The organism is Thioclava sp. (genome assembly GCF_048263065.1).
Taxonomy (GTDB): domain Bacteria; phylum Pseudomonadota; class Alphaproteobacteria; order Rhodobacterales; family Rhodobacteraceae; genus Thioclava.
Genome location: NZ_JBLXEM010000001.1, coordinates 595525 through 612952 on the forward strand (window position 1 = coordinate 595525; position 17428 = coordinate 612952).

The window sequence follows — 17428 nt, forward strand, 5'->3', positions numbered from 1 at the left end:
TGCGTTAAGGACAGTTCTTGATCTTAACGCGTGGCCGCGATGATAGTGCGTTGGAATAATGGCCCGAGATATTTATCAGAATGGATTTTCCGATGCCCGTCGATACCAAGCTCATGCGCACCGATCTGCCACGATTGTTGATACTTGGGGGAACCGGACGGCTTGGCACGATGATGCGTGCCGCTTGGCAAGTCGCGCCCGAGACACTGGGGATTACCCCGATCTGGCAGGCGCGACGCGAGGTGGGTCTGGGCGGGCCGGTGTTTGATATTCTCACCGCGCCGGGGGCCTTGGCGCGCGCCTGTGCGCAGGCGGATGTGGTGTTGCTGCTGGCCGGAGTGATTGATGGCTCTGCCGAAGATCTGGCGGTCAACGTCGCGATTGCCAAGGCGGTTCGCAAACACGCGCAGATGGCGGGGCTACCTTTGATCGCGGCATCCTCTGCGGCGGTTTATGGGCGCGGGGCCGGGCCGCTGAGCGAGGATGCGCCTTGCGCGCCGCTCAATGATTACGGGCGCTCAAAATGCGCGATGGAAGCGGCACTAGCCGGGATGAAACACGCCTGTGCGCTGCGCATCGGCAATGTGGCGGGCGCAGATGCACTGTTGGGGGCGTCTGCGCCGATAGGGGGGCGGCGGCTGCATGTCTTTGCCGACGGGCGCGCGCCCAAACGCAGTTATATCGGGCCGGGCGCGCTTGCGGATGCGGTGGCGCGGCTGGCGCGCTTGGCGGTTGAGGTCCCCGCGCGCTTGCCCGAGCAGCTTAACTTGGCACTGCCCGGTGTGGTGGGGATGGACGATCTGCTACGCGCCGCGGGTGAGGATTGGCAACCAGTGCCTGCGCCGGACGCAACTCGCCCTAAGGTTGATCTTGATGTAACGCGTGCGGTGGGGTTAGGATTGGTGTCCGAGGTACGCATTAACGCAGCGGCAGTGGTCGCGGATATGAGGCGCGTACGGCAAAGGATGGTATGACGCGCACGCAACGATTGGCGAAACGGCTCTTTGATCTTGTGCTGGCTGTATCGTTGACGCCTTTGATCGCGATGTTGTTTTTGTTCACGCTGATCACGGTGATAATTTTCGAAAAACGGCCTTATTTTTATTCTGCCGAGCGGATGAAGACCCCCACCCAAAGCTTTCGCCTGCTGAAATTTCGCACGATGGAGGTCGCGCAGGGTGATTCGGGGGTTTCGGGCGCGCACAAGCAACAGCGGATCACGCGGATGGGCAGAATCATGCGCAAGACGCGGGCGGACGAATTGCCGCAGTTCTGGAACATCTATCGTGGCGATATCAGCTTTGTCGGACCGCGCCCGCCGCTGCGTGAATATGTCGAACGCTTTCCGTCACTCTACTCAAAGGTGTTAAAGACGCCGCCGGGCGTCACCGGGCTGGCATCTCTTTGTTTTAACAAGCATGAGGGATGGATTCTCGGGCAATGTGCGACCGCTACAGAGGTCGATGCGTCCTATGCGCGCCGCTGCGTGCCAGCCAAAGCCAAGCTGGACCTGATCTATCAAAAGCATATGTCGATCTGTTTCGATCTCGTGCTCATCTGGCGGACATTCAAAAGCGTGTTCGGCTGAAATTTGCCGCAACGCAGAACGTCTCAGATTAACAACATTTTAATGATGTCGATTTAGCTATGGACCCGCCAATAAGATGTATAGAAGATTCGCAACACAACCATAGCGAGTATTTCGACAGATGTTTAAGCGGTTCATGGCCCTCACGCGCAAACAGAAGGATCTCTTCCTTTTGGCGGTTGATGTGGCGATGGTGCCGATTGTCGGTTGGATAACCGCGCTTTTGTTGTTTGAGCATAACCGAATGATCTTTGAGGTGGGCCCCCGATATCTGCCCGCTCTGATGCTGATCGCGGGCGGCTTGTCGATGGCGCTCGGTCTGCATCGCGTGCAGTTAAAGCATTTCGATGCCGATGCGATGATACGCGCCTTGATCATGTCCATTGGTCTGGCGCTCTCGGCGGGGCTGATGGATGCGGCATCCGTTTATAGTGGCGGGATCGCAGTGCCGATCTTTTTCGGAATGCTGTATTTCCTCAGTTATATCCTGCTACGCCGCGGCATGTTGCGGGTTCTGACTGCGCTCTATCGTCGGTCTCGGATAGTGTCGCGCGTGGTAATCTACGGGACCGGGTTCACCGGTATCAAGCTGTCGCGCGAGATGATGGATCGCTCGGATGTGATGGTTTACGGCTTTATCGACGACAATCCGGCACTGCGCGGCTCGCATGTGAACGGCCTGACTGTCTATCCGGTCTCGAAGGCTGAAAAACTGCGCGGGTTGTATAATATCAACCGCGTGATCCTTGCCGATCCGGATCTGCCCGCAGATCGCAAGACCGCGTTGTCGCGTCACTTTGAAGATCTGGGTATCGCGGTCGAGTCACTGCCCGCGTTCGCTCAGCTTTTGGATGATAGCGCTTTGGTGTCGCGTCTTGAGCCGATTAAATCCGGTCATTTGCTGGGACGTGATGATCTGTATGAAGCGCTAAGTTCAAGCTGCGTTGCCTATACCGGCAGTACGGTGCTGGTGTCGGGTGCCGGCGGCTCGATCGGACTGGAGCTGTGCCGCCAGATTGTTGCATGCCGTCCGGCCCGGCTGATCTTGCTCGAACTCTCCGAGCTGGCGCTTTACGCCGCAAATCAGGAATTGAGCCTGCTTGCCGAGCCATTTGGGACGCAGATCGTGCCGGTGCTTGGCTCTGCGGCGGATCCAGTGCTGGTGACACACTTGTTTGCGGACAATGCGGTGGATGTGGTGATGCATGCCGCAGCCTACAAACACGTCCCCCTGGTCGAGGTCAACCTGCGCGCTGGGCTGCAAAACAACGTGTTTTCGACGCAAGTTCTGGCGCGCGCTGCGCGTGAAGCGGGTGTGGCACGGTTCGTTATGGTGTCTTCGGATAAGGCCGTGCGTCCGGGGTCGGTTATGGGGGCCTCGAAACGCCTGTCGGAGCTGGTTGTGCAGGACATGGCAGAGCGTGCCGAGGGGACGATCTTTTCCATTGTGCGGTTCGGAAATGTGTTGGGGTCTTCGGGCTCTGTTGTGCCCTTGTTTGAGGAACAGATCCGCCGCGGAGGTCCCGTGACTCTGACCGATCCACGGGTAACGCGCTATTTCATGACCATCCAAGAGGCGGCACGACTGGTGCTTCTGGCTGGAAGTTTTGCCGATGGCGGCGAAGTTTATGTGCTTAATATGGGCAAGCCACTGTTGATCCGCGACCTTGCGCGCCGGATGATCGAAACGCGCGGGTATAAAGTGCGTGACGCAGCCCATCCCGATGGAGATATCGAAATTGTCACCACCGGCCTACGTGCAGGTGAAAAATTGCATGAGGAATTGATGGTGCGCAAAGGGGCGGGCAGCACCTCGCATCCCAAGATCATCCGCGTGCGCGAGGATCGGCTGTCAGAATGGCAAACGGCCGCGATGCTGCGCGATCTGCGCGAGGCGGTTGAACGTGATAATGCCGCAGAAATGCTTGCCACCCTTGCGCGCGCCATTCCAGAATATCAACCGCAAAGTCATGCGGCGGAGAGCCTACAGATGCGCGTCATCCAAGAGCGCAACATCCCCAACCGAATGGCCACTCATCCGGCGGAATGACTTTCGTCTAAGCGAAGGGATCGTCGCGGTAGCCAACGCCAGCCAGATACAAACCTTGCGGCGGGCAGACGGGACCACAGGCGGCGCGATCACGTGCTTCAAGCGCCTCTTTGACACGCTCGGGCGCCCAAGATCCGGCGCCGACCCGTTCCAAAGTTCCAACAATCGAGCGCACCTGATTATGCAAGAACGAGCGCGCGCGCAAATAAAAGCGATACTCCATCCCGCGCGCGATTTCATGCGCCTCAATGGTTATCTCATCCATCGTCTTCTCGGGGGATTTCGCCTGACAAAAGGTCGAGCGGTAGGTCGTGAAGTCATGATGCCCGATTAGATGGGCCGCCCCGGCGCGCATCGCGTCCAGATCAAGCGGTTTGCGAACGTGCCAGACCTGCCCCGACTCAAACGTCGGCGGCGCACGGCGTTGCATTACGCGAAACGCGTAGCGCCGCTCGATCGCTGAAAAGCGGGCGTGAAAATCGTCGCTGACCCGTTCACAGGCCAAAATGGCGATGGGATGCGGGCGCAGATGATGGTTGAGGGCCTCGGAAAGACGGTAGGTATCCCAATCTTTTTCCAGATCCACATGTGCCACCTGCGCGTTGGCATGAACGCCCGCGTCGGTGCGCCCGGCCGCGATCACCGAATGGGGGCCGGGCTCAAGGCGGGCCAATGCGGCCTCGATCGAGCCTTGCACTGAAGACTGGTTAATCTGGCGCTGCCAACCGGCGAAGGGGCTGCCGTCATATTCAATTTGAAACGCGTATCTAGGCATAATCTGCCAATAACGCGCCGCCCCCTGTGGCTGCAATCCCTTTCAGCGTGTTGCGCCACACGACGTGCGCAAACGTTTGCAAACGATGTTGTGCGTCAGACGACGTGCACCTTGGTGTCCCACTGCGCGCAGCGCTCGCGCAGCGCTTCGGGCAAGGCTGCATCGATAAACAGCGTGTCGATCTCACTAAGCGAAGCCAACCGCACCGGCGCAGAGCGCGCCAGTTTCGAGGCATCCGTGACCAGAAACACCTTGCGTGCGCGGCGCAGGATCATCCGGCTGACGCGCACCTCTGCAAGGTCGAAATCGAGCAGATCGCCTTCTTCATCTAGAGCCGATGCGCCGATCACCGCGTAATCGACCTTGAACTGGTTGATGAAATCCGCTGTCAAATCACCGACCAACCCGCCATCCACGCGACGTAAATTGCCACCCGCCACCATGATGTCACAGCTGTCATTGGCCAGTAAAATATTGGCGACGTTGATGTTATTCGTCACCACCGTAATGTTGTGGTGGCCCAGCAGTTCGCGGGCCACAGCCTCAGTCGTCGTGCCAAGGTTAAGGATGATCGAGCAATTATCGGGGATCGTGCGCGCGCAGGCCTTGGCAATCGCAGCTTTCGCAGCTTCATTCATCCGCCGCCGCGCCTCATAGGCAAAATTTGTCACGCCGGTGCGGATCACTGCTCCGCCATGCACACGTTCGATAAGGCCCGCCTCGGCCAACTCGGACAGATCGCGCCGGATCGTTTGCACGGATACGGTGAACTGATCGGCGAGATCTTCGACCGCTACGCTGCCTGCGTCGCGCGCGCGTTCCAGAATTTTGCTTTGTCGAACATTCAGCGTCATGTGACCCCCTTTTTTACAGGTGCCACAAGACGAGGCGGTTGTCACTTGAAATGTTCGTTTTGTCGTAATGATGCTATATCTGTTTTCGATTTTATGTAATTCGCGCAAAAGCGAAAACAAAAAGTTGACTTTTGCGCGGAATTCGCTCTTCTGATACCTTCAACTGCGAACGAAAGAGCGCCCATGCTTTCAGATGATCAACAGCCAATCCCCAAGGATATTTTTGTCATCGGCGGTGGCGTAAACGGCTGCGGAATCGCGCGTGATGCCGCCGGGCGGGGCTTGAATGTCACGCTGGCCGAGCAGGGGGATTTAGCGCAGGCGACCTCCTCCGCCTCGACCAAGCTGTTTCATGGCGGGTTGCGTTACCTCGAATATTTCGAATTTCGTCTGGTGCATGAGGCGCTGAAAGAGCGTGAAGTGCTGCTCTCCGCGATGCCTCATATTTCGTGGCCGATGCGGTTCGTTTTGCCCTATCATCGCGAGATGCGCTTTGAGAGCGAGACACCGACCTCGAAGTTGCTGTCATTCGTCATGCCTTGGATGAAGGGTCGCCGTCCGGCGTGGCTAATCCGACTGGGGTTGTTCATGTATGACCATCTAGGCAAGCGGAAATTTCTGCCCGGCACCTCGACGCTGGATCTGGCGCAGGATCCGGCAGGCAAGCCGCTCAATCCGAAATTCCACAAGGCTTATGAGTATTCCGATGGCTGGGTGCAGGATGCGCGATTGGTGGTGCTAAACGCGCGCGATGCAGAGACGCGCGGCGCGCAGATCATGGTGCGCACCAAGGTGGTTTCGGCGGCGCGCGAGGGCGATCTGTGGCATATCGTGACCGAGGGACCGCATGGGCGCGCCGATCACTATGCCAAGGCGTTGGTCAATGCGGGTGGCCCTTGGGTCGATCAGGTGTTGCGTGACACGATCGGGATCGACTCGACCGAGGGCATCCGGCTGGTGCGCGGCAGCCATATTGTGACGCGCAAACTTTACGATCACGACAAGTGCTATTTCTTTCAGGGCGAGGACGGGCGGATCATTTTTGCAATCCCCTATGAGCAAGATTTCACCCTAATCGGCACGACCGATCAAGATCATAAGGGTCCGCCGTCGAAAGCCGAATGTACGCCAGAGGAGCAGGATTACCTGTGTGATTTCGCGTCGAAATATTTCGCCAAACCTGTGACGCGTGATGATATCGTGTGGACCTATTCCGGCGTGCGCCCGCTTTACGATGACGGGGCCAGCTCGGCGACGGCGGCGACGCGCGATTATGTGTTGTCGCTGAACGATGCTGGGGGCGCACCGGTGCTCAATGTGTTTGGTGGCAAGATCACGACCTATCGGCGGCTGTCCGAGCATGCGCTGGAAAAGCTTGCGCCGTTTTTTCCGGGGCTGAAGGACGCATGGACTGCCGGCGTGTCGCTGCCGGGCGGAGCGTTCAAACCCCAAGACACCGCAAATGTCACCGCCGATCTGGCGCGCAATTATCCCTTTCTTGGCGCGGCTTGGACGCAGCGGATGATCCGCCATTACGGGCTGGATGCGCGTGAGATACTGGGCACGGCGAAATCCGCTGCCGATCTGGGCGGTGATTTCGGAGCGACGCTGAGCGAGGCTGAGGTGATTTGGCTGATGGACAAAGAATGGGCGCGCACCGCCGAGGATGTGATCTGGCGGCGCACCAAGTTGGGTTTGCACCTGAGCGCAGAGCAGGTCTCCACGCTGGAGAATTTCATGCGCCAACGTCTGTCGGATGCCGCTTAGATAAGGCGGCGCGATATGACATCATGAGCCGTACTCGAACGGCCACCACTTACCTTTGGCAGGATGCGCAAAATGACACATATTCTTGCGATTGATCAGGGCACCACTTCGTCGCGTGCGATTGTCTTTGACGGAGACCTGCGCCCGGTGAATTCGGCACAACAAGAGTTCACCCAGCATTTTCCGCATTCGGGCTGGGTCGAACATGATGCCAATGAAATCTGGGCTTCGGTTCTTGCCACCACGCACAAGGCAATCGAAAAGGCCGGGGTCGCGCCGGATGATATCGCAGGCATCGGCATCACCAATCAGCGCGAAACCACCGTTGTCTGGGATCGCGAGACGGGTGAGCCGATCCATAATGCGATCGTCTGGCAGGATCGGCGCACGGCCGAATTTTGCCGCAAATTGCGCGACGACGGGTTCGAGGACACTATCACAGCGCGGACCGGGTTGCTGATTGATCCGTATTTCTCGGGCACGAAATTGCGCTGGATTCTGGAAAACGTAGAGGGTGCGCGTGCGCGGGCCGAGGCGGGCGAACTGGCCTTTGGCACGATCGACAGCTGGCTGATCTGGAAGCTGACGGGCGGGGCGGCGCATGTCACGGATGCGACCAATGCGGCGCGCACGATGCTGTATGATATCGCCAAGGGGCGCTGGTCGAGCACGATTTGCGAACGTCTTAGCATCCCTATGAATATGCTGCCCGAGGTGCGTGATTGCGCAGCCGAATTCGGCATTACTCAGCGCGATCTGCTGGGTGCCGAGATTCCGATCCTTGGTGTGGCGGGTGATCAGCAGGCCGCGACCGTGGGGCAGGCATGCTTTAAGCCGGGCATGTTGAAATCAACCTATGGCACGGGGTGTTTTGCGCTGCTCAATACTGGCGATCAAATGGTGCGATCTGAACATCGGCTATTGACGACCATCGCCTATCAGCTTGATGGAAAGGTGACCTATGCGCTGGAAGGTTCGATCTTCGTGGCCGGGGCGGTGGTGCAATGGCTGCGCGACGGTTTGCAGATCATCGAGGCCGCCAGCCAGACGCAAAAGTTGGCCGAGGCTGCCGATTCCGAGCAGGAGGTCATCATCGTGCCCGCTTTCACCGGGCTTGGCGCGCCCTATTGGGAGGCCGAGTGTCGCGGTGCCGTCTTTGGCCTTACGCGCAGTTCCGGCCCGGCGGAATTCGCCCGCGCGGCGCTGGAATCGGTCGGGTTTCAGACCCGCGATCTGTTGGCCGCGATGCAGGCCGATTGGGCTGATGACGCGCCCCCGACGCTGCGAGTCGATGGCGGTATGACGGCCTCAGATTGGGCGATGCAATTCCTTGCCGACATTCTGGGCGCGCCGGTCGATCGCCCCGAAGTGCTGGAAACCACCGCGCTGGGCGCGGCTTGGCTGGCGGGTCACAAGGCGGGGATTTATCCTAACCAAGACGAATTCGCCAAGTCATGGGCGCTTGAGCGGACGTTCGAGCCGCAAATGCCCGAGGACGCGCGCGCGGCCCGCTACGCGCGCTGGCAAAAGGCGGTCAAGGCTACGATTGCAGCGGTTTGACGGGGCGCACGGCTCGCACCCCAACGCCCGACTCACAACGGATCAACGATCAGCACATCGCCAAACTCGTCGCGCAGCTTCGCCTTCAGCACCTTGCCCGTGCTGCCCAATGGCAAGGTCTCCACGAAGATCACCTTATCGGGCACTTGCCAACTCGGCACCTTGCCTGCGAAGCTTGCCAGAATTTCCGTCTCGGTGACCTTCGAGCGGATCGCGCGTTGCACGACCAGCACCGGGCGCTCTGTCCATTTTTCATGGCGCGCGGCAATCGCGGCGGCATTGGCCACGCCGGGATGGGCGATGGCGATGTTCTCCAACTCTACCGTCGAAATCCACTCGCCGCCCGACTTGATAATGTCTTTTGAGCGATCCCGAATAATCAGATAGCCGTTGGCATCCAGCGTCGCGATATCGCCTGTGTCAAACCAGCCATCGACCGTCAGCGCGCTTTCATCTTGGCCGAAATATTGCTCGACGATCCAATGACCGCGAATCTGCAACTCGCCTTGAGTCTCGCCATCGCTAGGCAGCACGTGACCTTGCGAATCCATCAGTCGCAACTCGACCCCGAACGGCGGACGCCCTTGACCAAAGCGGATTTCCTCGCGCGCGCTCTCATCAAGCGGGCGATGCTTGGCGAGCAATTGGTTAACCGTGCCGAGCGGACTGGTTTCGGTCATCCCCCAAGCGTGGATCAGCTCAACCCCATAACGGTCGCGAAACGCGCTAAGCATCGACGGGGGCAGGGCGGCCCCGCCGACAACGGTGCGCTTGAGGCTTTCGGCTTTCGACCCTGTCGCCTCCAGCCCGTTCAGCAGGCCCATCCAGATCGTTGGCACGCCAAGCGCAAGGCTGACCTGCTCGGCGTCGATCAGGCGCGCCAGACTTTCGCCGTCAAGGTTTGGTCCCGGCAGCACCAGTTTGCACCCCGTCATCGCCGCGATATAGGGCACGCCCCAAGCATTGACGTGAAACATCGGCACCACCGGCATCACTGTTTCGCTGGCGCCAATCCCAAGCCCGTCGGGTTGATTGCCCCCCAAAGTATGCAGCACGGTCGAGCGATGGGTATAAAGCACCCCTTTCGGATTGCCGGTTGTGCCGGAGGTATAGCAAAGCGAGGAGGGCGAGGTTTCATCCAGCTCGGGCCAAAGATAGTCAGCATCACCTTCGGCGATCAGATCGTCGTAAAACAGGAGGCCGTCGATCTGGGCTGCGGCTTCGTCGTCTTGCGGACCCAGAAGAACAAGACTTTTTACCGTGCTCAACTGGTCGCGTAGCGCGACAATGAGGGGCAGGAACGTGCGGTCGAAAAACAACACGCGATCCTTGGCGTCGTTAATGATAAAACCCATCTGTTGGGGCGACAGGCGCGGGTTAATCGTGTGGCAGACAAGCCCCGCACCCGACACGCCGAAGTAGATTTCCAAATGGCGGCGGTTGTTCCAAGCCAGCGTTGCGCAGCGATCACCCAGCATCAGCCCGCGCCCTTCAAGCGCCGAGGCCAGTTGGCGCGCATGGCTTATGACCTCGCCCCAACTGGAGCGTTCGACACCGCCAGTCGTTTTGACCGAGACCACCTCGCCGTCTGCATGATAGCGTTGCGCATGCGTGGCGATCGCGCTGATCAACAGCGGCATATGCATCATCGAATTCATCTTATCCTCCCGATCGACAAAAAGCCGACTTCGTTCCCACACCCAACGTGGCCATCATCAGGCCGCTTGAAAAGCCACTTTCGCCAAGCGGCGCGAAGTTTGGTGCTATGACGGTGCGTCATGGAGTTGCGGAAGGATGGTCTTTCGCGCAGCTATTGCGGGGCGAAATATCCGGGTTGCTTGGCAAAACTCTGGCAAAGCCACATATAGCCTGTGCAAAGGAGACCAGCATGAGCACGCGAAACCTATACAAGATCACTGGGCCGGATCGTGAGCACTTCCTGCAAGGGCTGATCACCAACGATGTGCGCAAGCTGGCACAGGGGCCGATTTACGCGGCCCTGCTGACACCGCAGGGTAAATATCTGGCTGATTTCTTCTTGATCGCGCGCGGCGAGGCGATTGTGCTAGATATCGACAATGCGATTGCCGAAGCCACGATCAAGCGGCTGTCGATGTACAAGCTGCGCGCTGACGCGGCCATCGCACCATCCGAGTTGCAGGTGTATTGCGGCACCGGGATGGCCCCCGAAGGCGCACTGATGGACCCGCGCGATCCGGCGATGGGCTGGCGCGTGTATGGCACGCGCTCGGGCGATGATGGCAGCGATTGGGATGCGATTCGTGTCGCCCATTGCATTCCCCAGACGGGGATCGAGCTGACGCCGGACACATATATTCTGGAAGCCGGATTTGAGCGGCTTCACGGCGTCGATTTCCGCAAGGGCTGTTATGTCGGCCAAGAAGTTACGGCGCGCATGAAGCATAAGACCGAATTACGTAAGGGTTTTGTCAGTGTGGCGGTGCAGGGGAGTGCCGATCCGGGTGACGAGATCACGGTAGATGGGCGCAAGGTCGGGCAACTGTTCACCCGCGCGGGCGATTGTGCCATCGCCTATTTGCGGCTGGATCGCGCGGTCGGGGAAATGCAGGCCGGATCGGCGCAGATCACATTAATATGACCACGGCGGCGACGCGGTTTTGGCAAAGGTCAAGACCCTTGACGCGCTTTCTACGCGAGCGTGTTGAGCTAGAAACGAATGGTGCATTTTGCAATTTCGGGACCGTTCAAGAATTAACGTCGAGTTCGAATTTGTGCGAAATTAATTCTGCAACATTTTGATTTGTATGATTAAAATTGCTAATTTTACTATAGCTGGGCTTCCAACTAACAGCTACCTATGCCCTTGAATTCTTTGCGCCCTTACTTAGATCAAGCCACGAAATGCTTTGCTCAAAAAGAGATATGCGGTCTATGACGGGTGTGGTATGCGTCAAGCGCATATCTGACATGTCCTAAGGGCCGTATCGAATCGGCGACAAACAGCCATACATGGCCATCACGCCGCGAAACGCAAGAGCAATAACAAAGGACGGAAACATGCGCGATTTTGTTGATGGCTCGGCCTTCAATTACGAACAGGGCCAGCGGGCCCGCAAGTTGTTTGCCGCCGTGGTGTTGGCTGCTCTCGATGATGCTATCGCTGATGACAAGAAATACGGTAACGGCCCCGAGCAGATCGCCCGGTGGGCGCGTTCGCGTGATGGTCGTGAAGTGTTGTCTTGTGCGGGCATCGACCCCAACGAGCGGGTGGTTAATGGGCTGATGGAGTTCGTCGGTAAAGGTGTGCGGACCTCGGTGGCCTTGTCGCGCGAGGAAAGCGAACGTCGTATGGCTGCGAACTCGGATGAGGCGGAAGCGGCCTAAATCCGAAACCAAGGCACTTGCATGAAAAACGGCGCGTCCCGAGATGGGCGCGCCGTTTTCTTATGTCGAAATTCTGGCGCGTAGATTTAGCGCTGCCACCGTATTTATTATTCGAGGTCGCGGCTCACGAGCGCACGTTGGATCTCGCGACGCACCAGTTTGCGCACATTGCGCGTGATCCGCGCCCCGATGACCCCTTGCAGTTCTTTGCGGATCAGATCGGATACCAGAGCGTGCAGTGCGTCTTCGTCAATGGGCAGCGCGGCGTCGATCAAATCGCTATTCTCGTCGTCACTGTCCATGTCAGCCAGTTCCGAGAACTCATCCTCAAGCGCGATCTCTTCGCGCGTGCTTTCGTAAGTTGAGGCACGGTGCGGTGCTTCGGAATGAACCTCGGCAGCATCGCCCAGATGCAGGCGGCGGGGCGATGTGGTGGCCGCGACCAGTTTGGCGTCATCAATCGCATCGGCCTGCGACAGGTCAGGATCAGGCCAGCGCGGGTCTTCCAACGCGCTTTCGGCCCAGTCACCATGGTGTAGGTCAGGATCGAGATCGGACGGATCGCTTGCGGTTTCTGCAAGCGAAGTCTCATCGTTCATCCCGGCTTCAGTAACCGATGCCATGCCGCTGTCGAAGCTTTCAAGCGAGTCAGCGCCGAGGATATCCTGCTGCGCAACGTCGGCATTCTCGACCCGCAAATCTGCTTCATCAAAGCTTTCAGGCAGATCAGCGAGGGGCGCCATGCCATCCGCGGCAAACGAATCTCCGGTTTCGGATTCAAACTCGGCTTCGCTCTCGGAGACTTCCGCCTCAAGCCGCGCGATCGTATCCTCAAGTCGCGTCAGCTCATCTCCGAGACCGGTGCCCGCTGCGGGCACTTGCGCGGCGAGGGCGTCTGCTCGCGGCCAGTTCGGCGCAGCGCTGTCATCGAAATCAGGTTCCCAATCTTGCGGGGCGCTCATCGGGGCAGGGCGCGGCGCATCGGGTGGCGAAACAGCCTCGGGCTGTGCCCTTTCCCCGACAGGCGAGCCATGCGTCTTTTCCGCCGCCTTATCCTCCGCCGGTTCCATCACATCGACCGATGCATCCTGCGAAATAAGCTGGGCTGGCGTTAAGACCAATGTATCGGGCGCTGATGTTCGCGCCTGTACGCCTACAGCAGGGCGCGTGTCCTGCGACACGAGCCGACGGATTGAAGACAATACATCTTCGATTTCAGGTCGGGTTCCGGTTTCAGCCATTGTAGCGCCATCCTGAGGCGCGAAACGGCGCCTGTCCAGTCTCAGTCAATGAAAGAAATGTACCAAGTCGTACCTGTGATGGTCGATTTGACATCAAAACTGCGGATAGGCGCGGCCGAAATGGGGCCGCGCCCGTCACGCGATCAGTTCTGGCCGATGGCCTGCAAAACACGATCAAGCTTTTTGCCCTGCGGGCTAAGCGTGATGGGCGCATTGCGCACTGCGTTATAGTAAGCTGCCGGATCATAAGTCGGAACACCAAGTTTGAGGTTTTCTACCGTCAACAAACCCATAGAAGACAAAAGTTGATAATATGCTACCTGCAACGTGGCTGCTGCCGTAATACGCCCGGCTTGGGCATCTAGTAGGTCTTGTTCGGCTGACAGCACGTCCAAAGTGGTGCGCGCGCCTAACAGCGCCTCTTCCTTGACGCCATTATAGGCAGTGCGCGAGGCTTGGATCTGCTGGTCATATGCCGCGATCTGAGCGCGTGCGATATCGATTGCCGACCACGCATTCGCCACGCCTTGGGCCACGGTCACACCGGCTTGGCTAAGCTGTGCGCGCGCCGATTGTGAGTTTGCAATCGCCTGACGTTGCGCTGACACTAGCGCGCCGCCACCGTAAAGTGTCTGGCTGATGTCGATACTGGCCGAAGTGCCGTGCGCCCCACCTTCATCAAGGCCATAGCCAAGCGTTCCGGTCACTTCTGGCATGCGATTAGCCCGAGCGTAATCAACCGCCAGATCATATGCGGCAACGGAATGTTGTAGTTGCTTGATCGAAGGCTGGCTGCGCAACGCAATCGCCTGCGCTGCATCCAGAGTTTTGGGCAGTGGCGGCGTTTTCGGGAAAGCCGCCAGTTTGCCCGGATAATGGCCAGTTGCGGCCTTAAAAGCCTCGCGGGCGGACATCAGGCTACCTTGCGCGGACGACAATGAGGCGCGCGCCGAGGCCAATTGCGCTTGGGCCAGTGACACGTCGGTCTTTGTCACTTCGCCAACTTCGAACCGGTCATTGGACGCCTTGAGTTCTTCAGTCAGCAAACGCACCGAGTTCTGGTTGATTGCGACCTGCTCGGAGGCGCTTTTCACATCGGAATAGGCCTGAACCGCGGCGAGCAAGACGTTCTGCTCAACTGAACGCAAACCTTCACGGGTCGCAAGAACCGTTTCTTTCTGAATCGCAACGGCGATTCGGTTCCGGCCAAATCCAAGCAGCGTCATCGTGGCGCCCAGCGTGGTCGAAGCCGCACGCGATGTAAGCGATTGACCTGTCGTGGCGGCCTTGTTGGTGTGCTGTGCGGTGTAATCTGCAGTCCATTGAATAACGGGGCGCAGCGCGGCAACGGCCTGTGCCACATCTTCATCTGCGGCGCGCAAGGTGGCGCGGTTTTGTTCTAGCAGATTGGAGTTTCGATAGGCCGAGACCAGCGCATCGGCTAGCGTTTCTGCACTGGCCGCAATCGGAGCGGTCACTAGCAATAGCGAGCTTGCACCCGCAAAAACAAAATTTTTCAAGCTCTTACGAAGCATGCCTCTGCCCTCGATTTTTGTTCGCGCCGGTTCTATACACCAGCATTCGTAGCATTTGAGTGTACACCCAATGCCTGTTTAATCAATTCGCGCCAGTGACGCGTTGAAAAGTTGTGCCTTTCAGAGCACGAAGCCCCGTTCGGTCACAAATCCCGGCAGGACCGGCGCGGTGGCGTTGAAAATATCGCGCCAGTTTGTTTGATCGTCGATTTTATAGCCGATTCGGGCAATCCCAAGCGCGCCTTCCATGAAGATCGCCGTGATCCGGCCGCCCTCTTTGAGCTGCGAAAGAATGGCATCGGGCACTTGTTCGACCGCGCCCTCAATGATGATCGCGTCGTAAGGCCCATGACGTGCAGCACCTTCGGCCAGATTGCCGGGAACGACGGCGACATTATCGGCGCCCATTTCTGACAACAGTGCCTCAGCCTGAGTCGCCAGATCTTCGATCTCAAGCGCAACAACCGCCTCGGCAAGCCGCGCGATCACGGCCGCCGAGTACCCCAGCCCGCAGCCGATATCGAGCACCAGATCATTCGGTTGCAGGTCCAGCGCATTCAGCATTTTGCTGAAACTGCGCGGCTCCAGCAAGACGCGCCCTGACGCGATTTCAAGGTTTTCGCCAATATAGGCGGCCTCACGCCGCCCTGCGGGCACGAATTCCTCGCGCGGAACATGAAGCATGGCTTCGATGATTGGGAATTTGGTCACGTCATTGGGGCGAACCTGCGTATCCACCATCATGGTGCGGCGCGTAGCAAAATCTTGCATCGTGTGAACTCTTCGGTGTGAAACCTTCAACTTGGGTTTTGCCATAGAACCTTTCACGGGGCAAGGAGAGCTAGGCCCTCAACCTTCAACCTCGCGCACAACAGGCGCTCGTCCTGCGCATAATCGCTTGCAGGCGCTCAGATGCCCCTTGCGCGAAGCCCGACGATACCGTATCTGATCGCGCACACCACGGATGGCGAGTTGGCGGAGTGGTGACGCAGCGGATTGCAAATCCGTGTACAGGAGTTCGATTCTCCTACTCGCCTCCACTACTTAGCCGAATTTCTGGGCCTTGGTTTACAGGTTGGTTTGGCGTTGTTGAATAACTCTGAGAATGAGAGATTCACATCGTGATTCCATGAGCTTAGAAGGGCTGGATGACAAAGCCCATCGAGTGACCGCGATAAAGTGGTCCTGCTTTTCTGGACAGGCTTTCGGCTCAGCTAAGATATAACTTGGTTGGTTTCTTGCTGCCTTTTGGGATCGTTCTTGGTCGAAGAATGCGTCGTCGCGAGATCGTTTGTCGAGGGCCGTGTGCCGCCGCTCTGTATTGTAGAAGCTGATCCAGTCTTTGATCACCCGTTTGGCTTGGAGGCCATCTTGCAATTCATGCAGATAGACGGCCTCCTGTTTGAGTGATCGCCACAGCCGTTCGATGAAGATGTTGTCGAGGTATCTGCCGCGACCATCCATCGAGATTTTGACATCTGCCTCGATCAATGTGGTGATCTAGGCCGCACCTGTGAACTGCGATCCTTGGTCCGTATTCGTGATCTTTGGCTTGCCGTATTTGGCGATGGCCTCGTTCAATCCCTCGACGCAGAAGTTGGCAGCCAGCGTGTTCGACAGCCGCCATGCCAACCGTGTTGGTCTGCAAAATTCGCGCCATCATTCTCAACAGACGAAATGACTGCGACCTAAGGGTCTGTGTCTATTCGTCTTTCCGGCCTATCCCATCCGTTCTGACGAATAGCTCCCCGGTGAAGCGGGGAATACCACCGTTTTGTTGCCGTTCAGAAACGTGCGGCGATGTGCGTGGGCGTGGATCGCGCGCGCCAGCACTTGCGCCTCGACGTCGCGACCAAGCGAGACGTAATCATCCGAACTTTGCGCATGGGTCACGCGCACGGTGTCTTGTTCAATAATCGGGCCTTCATCGAGATCGGCGGTGACATAATGCGAGGTCGCCCCGATCAGTTTCACGCCACGTTCATAGGCTTGTTTATAGGGGTTGGCGCCTTTGAAGGACGGCAGAAAGGAATGGTGGATGTTGATGATCCGCCCCGACATTTTGTGGCACATATCATCTGATAGGATCTGCATGTAGCGCGCTAGCACGATCAGATCGGCGCCAGTGTCGTCGACCACCTGCATGATCTGCGCCTCGGCTTGCGGCTTGTTGGCCTTGGTCACCTTGATGCAATGGAACGCGATGTCATGGTTCACCACCACTTTCTGGTAATCCATGTGGTTCGAGATCACAGCCACGATTTCAATCGGAAGCGCCCCAATGCGCACGCGGTAGAGCAAATCGTTCAGGCAATGGCCAAAGCGCGAGACCATGATCACGGCCTTCATCTTGGTTGCCTCGTCATGCACGGCGAAGGTCAGGCCAAAAGGTTTCGCGATTTCCTCGAATGCCGCGCTGAGGGTCACCTCATCAAGCCCTTCTTGCGAGGTAAAGCTGACACGCATAAAGAAATTGCCCGTCTCGACGTCGTCAAACTGCGAACTGTCAGTGATGTTGCAGCCGTTCTGCGCAAGGAAGGTCGAAATCGCCGCGACGATCCCGCGAGATGTCGGGCAGGTGACGGTGAGGCAGTATTTGGTCATTCCAAGATATCCTGATCAGGCGGTATTGCGCGGTTGCGCGGATCGGCCAAGCGGGCGAGACCGCACCGCTTGCGTAACTTTCCGTAGG

General features: G+C 58.1%; 15 protein-coding genes and 1 tRNA gene. 8 read left to right on the plus strand and 8 right to left on the minus strand.

Annotation, left to right across the window (positions count from 1 at the left end):
* The first annotated feature begins 80 nt into the window (after positions 1-80).
* The 3 genes from ACN0SD_RS03005 to ACN0SD_RS03015 all read left to right on the plus strand — a co-directional run bounded on the left by ACN0SD_RS03005 (position 81) and on the right by ACN0SD_RS03015 (position 3638).
* Positions 81-974 carry an NAD-dependent epimerase/dehydratase family protein gene (locus tag ACN0SD_RS03005; protein ID WP_417806725.1) on the plus strand — a complete coding sequence of 298 codons (894 nt, stop codon included), beginning with the start codon at positions 81-83 and terminating at the stop codon, positions 972-974.
* Complete coding sequence (locus tag ACN0SD_RS03010) at positions 971-1588, plus strand: sugar transferase (protein ID WP_417806726.1); 618 nt, start codon at positions 971-973, stop codon at positions 1586-1588. The genes ACN0SD_RS03005 and ACN0SD_RS03010 overlap by 4 nt, the downstream gene beginning before the upstream one ends.
* Positions 1589-1724: 136 nt before the next feature.
* Positions 1725-3638, plus strand: a complete 1914-nt coding sequence (locus ACN0SD_RS03015) for a polysaccharide biosynthesis protein (protein WP_417806727.1) — start codon at positions 1725-1727, stop codon at positions 3636-3638.
* Between the two features lie 7 nt (positions 3639-3645).
* On the opposite strand, the gene truA is transcribed toward ACN0SD_RS03015, so the two are convergent.
* On the minus strand, positions 3646-4413 hold the full coding sequence (truA, locus tag ACN0SD_RS03020; protein ID WP_417806728.1) for a tRNA pseudouridine(38-40) synthase TruA: 768 nt from the start codon (positions 4411-4413) through the stop codon (positions 3646-3648).
* Positions 4414-4508: 95 nt separating this feature from the next.
* Positions 4509-5267 carry a DeoR/GlpR family DNA-binding transcription regulator gene (locus ACN0SD_RS03025; RefSeq protein WP_417806729.1) on the minus strand — a complete coding sequence of 253 codons (759 nt, stop codon included), beginning with the start codon at positions 5265-5267 and terminating at the stop codon, positions 4509-4511.
* Between the two features lie 183 nt (positions 5268-5450).
* Between ACN0SD_RS03025 and glpD the strand changes: the two genes are divergently transcribed.
* Positions 5451-7034, plus strand: coding sequence for a glycerol-3-phosphate dehydrogenase (glpD, locus tag ACN0SD_RS03030; RefSeq protein ID WP_417806730.1), 1584 nt, complete (start codon positions 5451-5453; stop codon positions 7032-7034).
* A gap of 72 nt (positions 7035-7106) precedes the next feature.
* Positions 7107-8594, plus strand: coding sequence for a glycerol kinase GlpK (glpK, locus tag ACN0SD_RS03035; RefSeq protein WP_417806731.1), 1488 nt, complete (start codon positions 7107-7109; stop codon positions 8592-8594).
* Positions 8595-8626: 32 nt separating this feature from the next.
* Here glpK and ACN0SD_RS03040 read toward each other — a convergent pair whose 3' ends face one another.
* The gene (locus ACN0SD_RS03040; RefSeq protein WP_417806732.1) at positions 8627-10252 is read right to left on the minus strand and encodes a long-chain fatty acid--CoA ligase; all 1626 of its coding nucleotides are present in this window, start codon (positions 10250-10252) and stop codon (positions 8627-8629) included.
* Positions 10253-10482: 230 nt separating this feature from the next.
* Between ACN0SD_RS03040 and ACN0SD_RS03045 the strand changes: the two genes are divergently transcribed.
* On the plus strand, positions 10483-11214 hold the full coding sequence (locus ACN0SD_RS03045) for a YgfZ/GcvT domain-containing protein (protein WP_417806733.1): 732 nt from the start codon (positions 10483-10485) through the stop codon (positions 11212-11214).
* 419 nt (positions 11215-11633) lie between these two features.
* Positions 11634-11960: a DUF6280 family protein gene (locus ACN0SD_RS03050; RefSeq protein WP_038132913.1), complete on the plus strand. Its 327-nt coding sequence runs from the start codon at positions 11634-11636 to the stop codon at positions 11958-11960.
* 107 nt (positions 11961-12067) lie between these two features.
* Here ACN0SD_RS03050 and ACN0SD_RS03055 read toward each other — a convergent pair whose 3' ends face one another.
* The 3 genes from ACN0SD_RS03055 to ACN0SD_RS03065 form a co-directional block, all read right to left on the minus strand.
* A complete protein-coding gene (locus ACN0SD_RS03055; protein WP_417806734.1) occupies positions 12068-13201 on the minus strand; it encodes a hypothetical protein in 1134 nt (377 codons plus the stop codon).
* 143 nt (positions 13202-13344) lie between these two features.
* Entirely contained in the window at positions 13345-14736 is a 1392-nt protein-coding gene (locus tag ACN0SD_RS03060; RefSeq protein ID WP_417806735.1) for a TolC family outer membrane protein, read from the minus strand.
* Between the two features lie 120 nt (positions 14737-14856).
* Positions 14857-15507, minus strand: a complete 651-nt coding sequence (locus ACN0SD_RS03065) for a protein-L-isoaspartate O-methyltransferase family protein (protein ID WP_417806736.1) — start codon at positions 15505-15507, stop codon at positions 14857-14859.
* A 195-nt stretch (positions 15508-15702) separates the two neighbouring features.
* Here ACN0SD_RS03065 and ACN0SD_RS03070 point away from each other — a divergent pair.
* Positions 15703-15776, plus strand: a tRNA-Cys gene (locus ACN0SD_RS03070).
* A gap of 28 nt (positions 15777-15804) precedes the next feature.
* Here ACN0SD_RS03070 and ACN0SD_RS03075 read toward each other — a convergent pair.
* Together ACN0SD_RS03075 and purU are read right to left on the minus strand one after the other, a co-directional pair.
* Positions 15805-16227 carry an integrase core domain-containing protein gene (locus tag ACN0SD_RS03075; RefSeq protein WP_417806737.1) on the minus strand — a complete coding sequence of 141 codons (423 nt, stop codon included), beginning with the start codon at positions 16225-16227 and terminating at the stop codon, positions 15805-15807.
* A gap of 228 nt (positions 16228-16455) precedes the next feature.
* Positions 16456-17340, minus strand: a complete 885-nt coding sequence (gene purU, locus ACN0SD_RS03080) for a formyltetrahydrofolate deformylase (protein ID WP_417806738.1) — start codon at positions 17338-17340, stop codon at positions 16456-16458.
* Positions 17341-17428: the final 88 nt, after the last annotated feature.

What these genes read in the sequence shown, in the direction of transcription:
- ACN0SD_RS03005 (WP_417806725.1), top strand. Translation starts at nt 81, where the DNA reads ATGGATTTTCCGATGCCCGTCGATACCAAGCTCATGCGCACCGATCTG.
- ACN0SD_RS03010 (WP_417806726.1), top strand. Translation starts at nt 971, where the DNA reads ATGACGCGCACGCAACGATTGGCGAAACGGCTCTTTGATCTTGTGCTG.
- ACN0SD_RS03015 (WP_417806727.1), top strand. Translation starts at nt 1,725, where the DNA reads ATGGCCCTCACGCGCAAACAGAAGGATCTCTTCCTTTTGGCGGTTGAT.
- truA (WP_417806728.1), bottom strand. Translation starts at nt 4,413, where the DNA reads ATGCCTAGATACGCGTTTCAAATTGAATATGACGGCAGCCCCTTCGCC.
- ACN0SD_RS03025 (WP_417806729.1), bottom strand. Translation starts at nt 5,267, where the DNA reads ATGACGCTGAATGTTCGACAAAGCAAAATTCTGGAACGCGCGCGCGAC.
- glpD (WP_417806730.1), top strand. Translation starts at nt 5,451, where the DNA reads ATGCTTTCAGATGATCAACAGCCAATCCCCAAGGATATTTTTGTCATC.
- glpK (WP_417806731.1), top strand. Translation starts at nt 7,107, where the DNA reads ATGACACATATTCTTGCGATTGATCAGGGCACCACTTCGTCGCGTGCG.
- ACN0SD_RS03040 (WP_417806732.1), bottom strand. Translation starts at nt 10,252, where the DNA reads ATGAATTCGATGATGCATATGCCGCTGTTGATCAGCGCGATCGCCACG.
- ACN0SD_RS03045 (WP_417806733.1), top strand. Translation starts at nt 10,483, where the DNA reads ATGAGCACGCGAAACCTATACAAGATCACTGGGCCGGATCGTGAGCAC.
- ACN0SD_RS03050 (WP_038132913.1), top strand. Translation starts at nt 11,634, where the DNA reads ATGCGCGATTTTGTTGATGGCTCGGCCTTCAATTACGAACAGGGCCAG.
- ACN0SD_RS03055 (WP_417806734.1), bottom strand. Translation starts at nt 13,201, where the DNA reads ATGGCTGAAACCGGAACCCGACCTGAAATCGAAGATGTATTGTCTTCA.
- ACN0SD_RS03060 (WP_417806735.1), bottom strand. Translation starts at nt 14,736, where the DNA reads ATGCTTCGTAAGAGCTTGAAAAATTTTGTTTTTGCGGGTGCAAGCTCG.
- ACN0SD_RS03065 (WP_417806736.1), bottom strand. Translation starts at nt 15,507, where the DNA reads ATGCAAGATTTTGCTACGCGCCGCACCATGATGGTGGATACGCAGGTT.
- purU (WP_417806738.1), bottom strand. Translation starts at nt 17,340, where the DNA reads ATGACCAAATACTGCCTCACCGTCACCTGCCCGACATCTCGCGGGATC.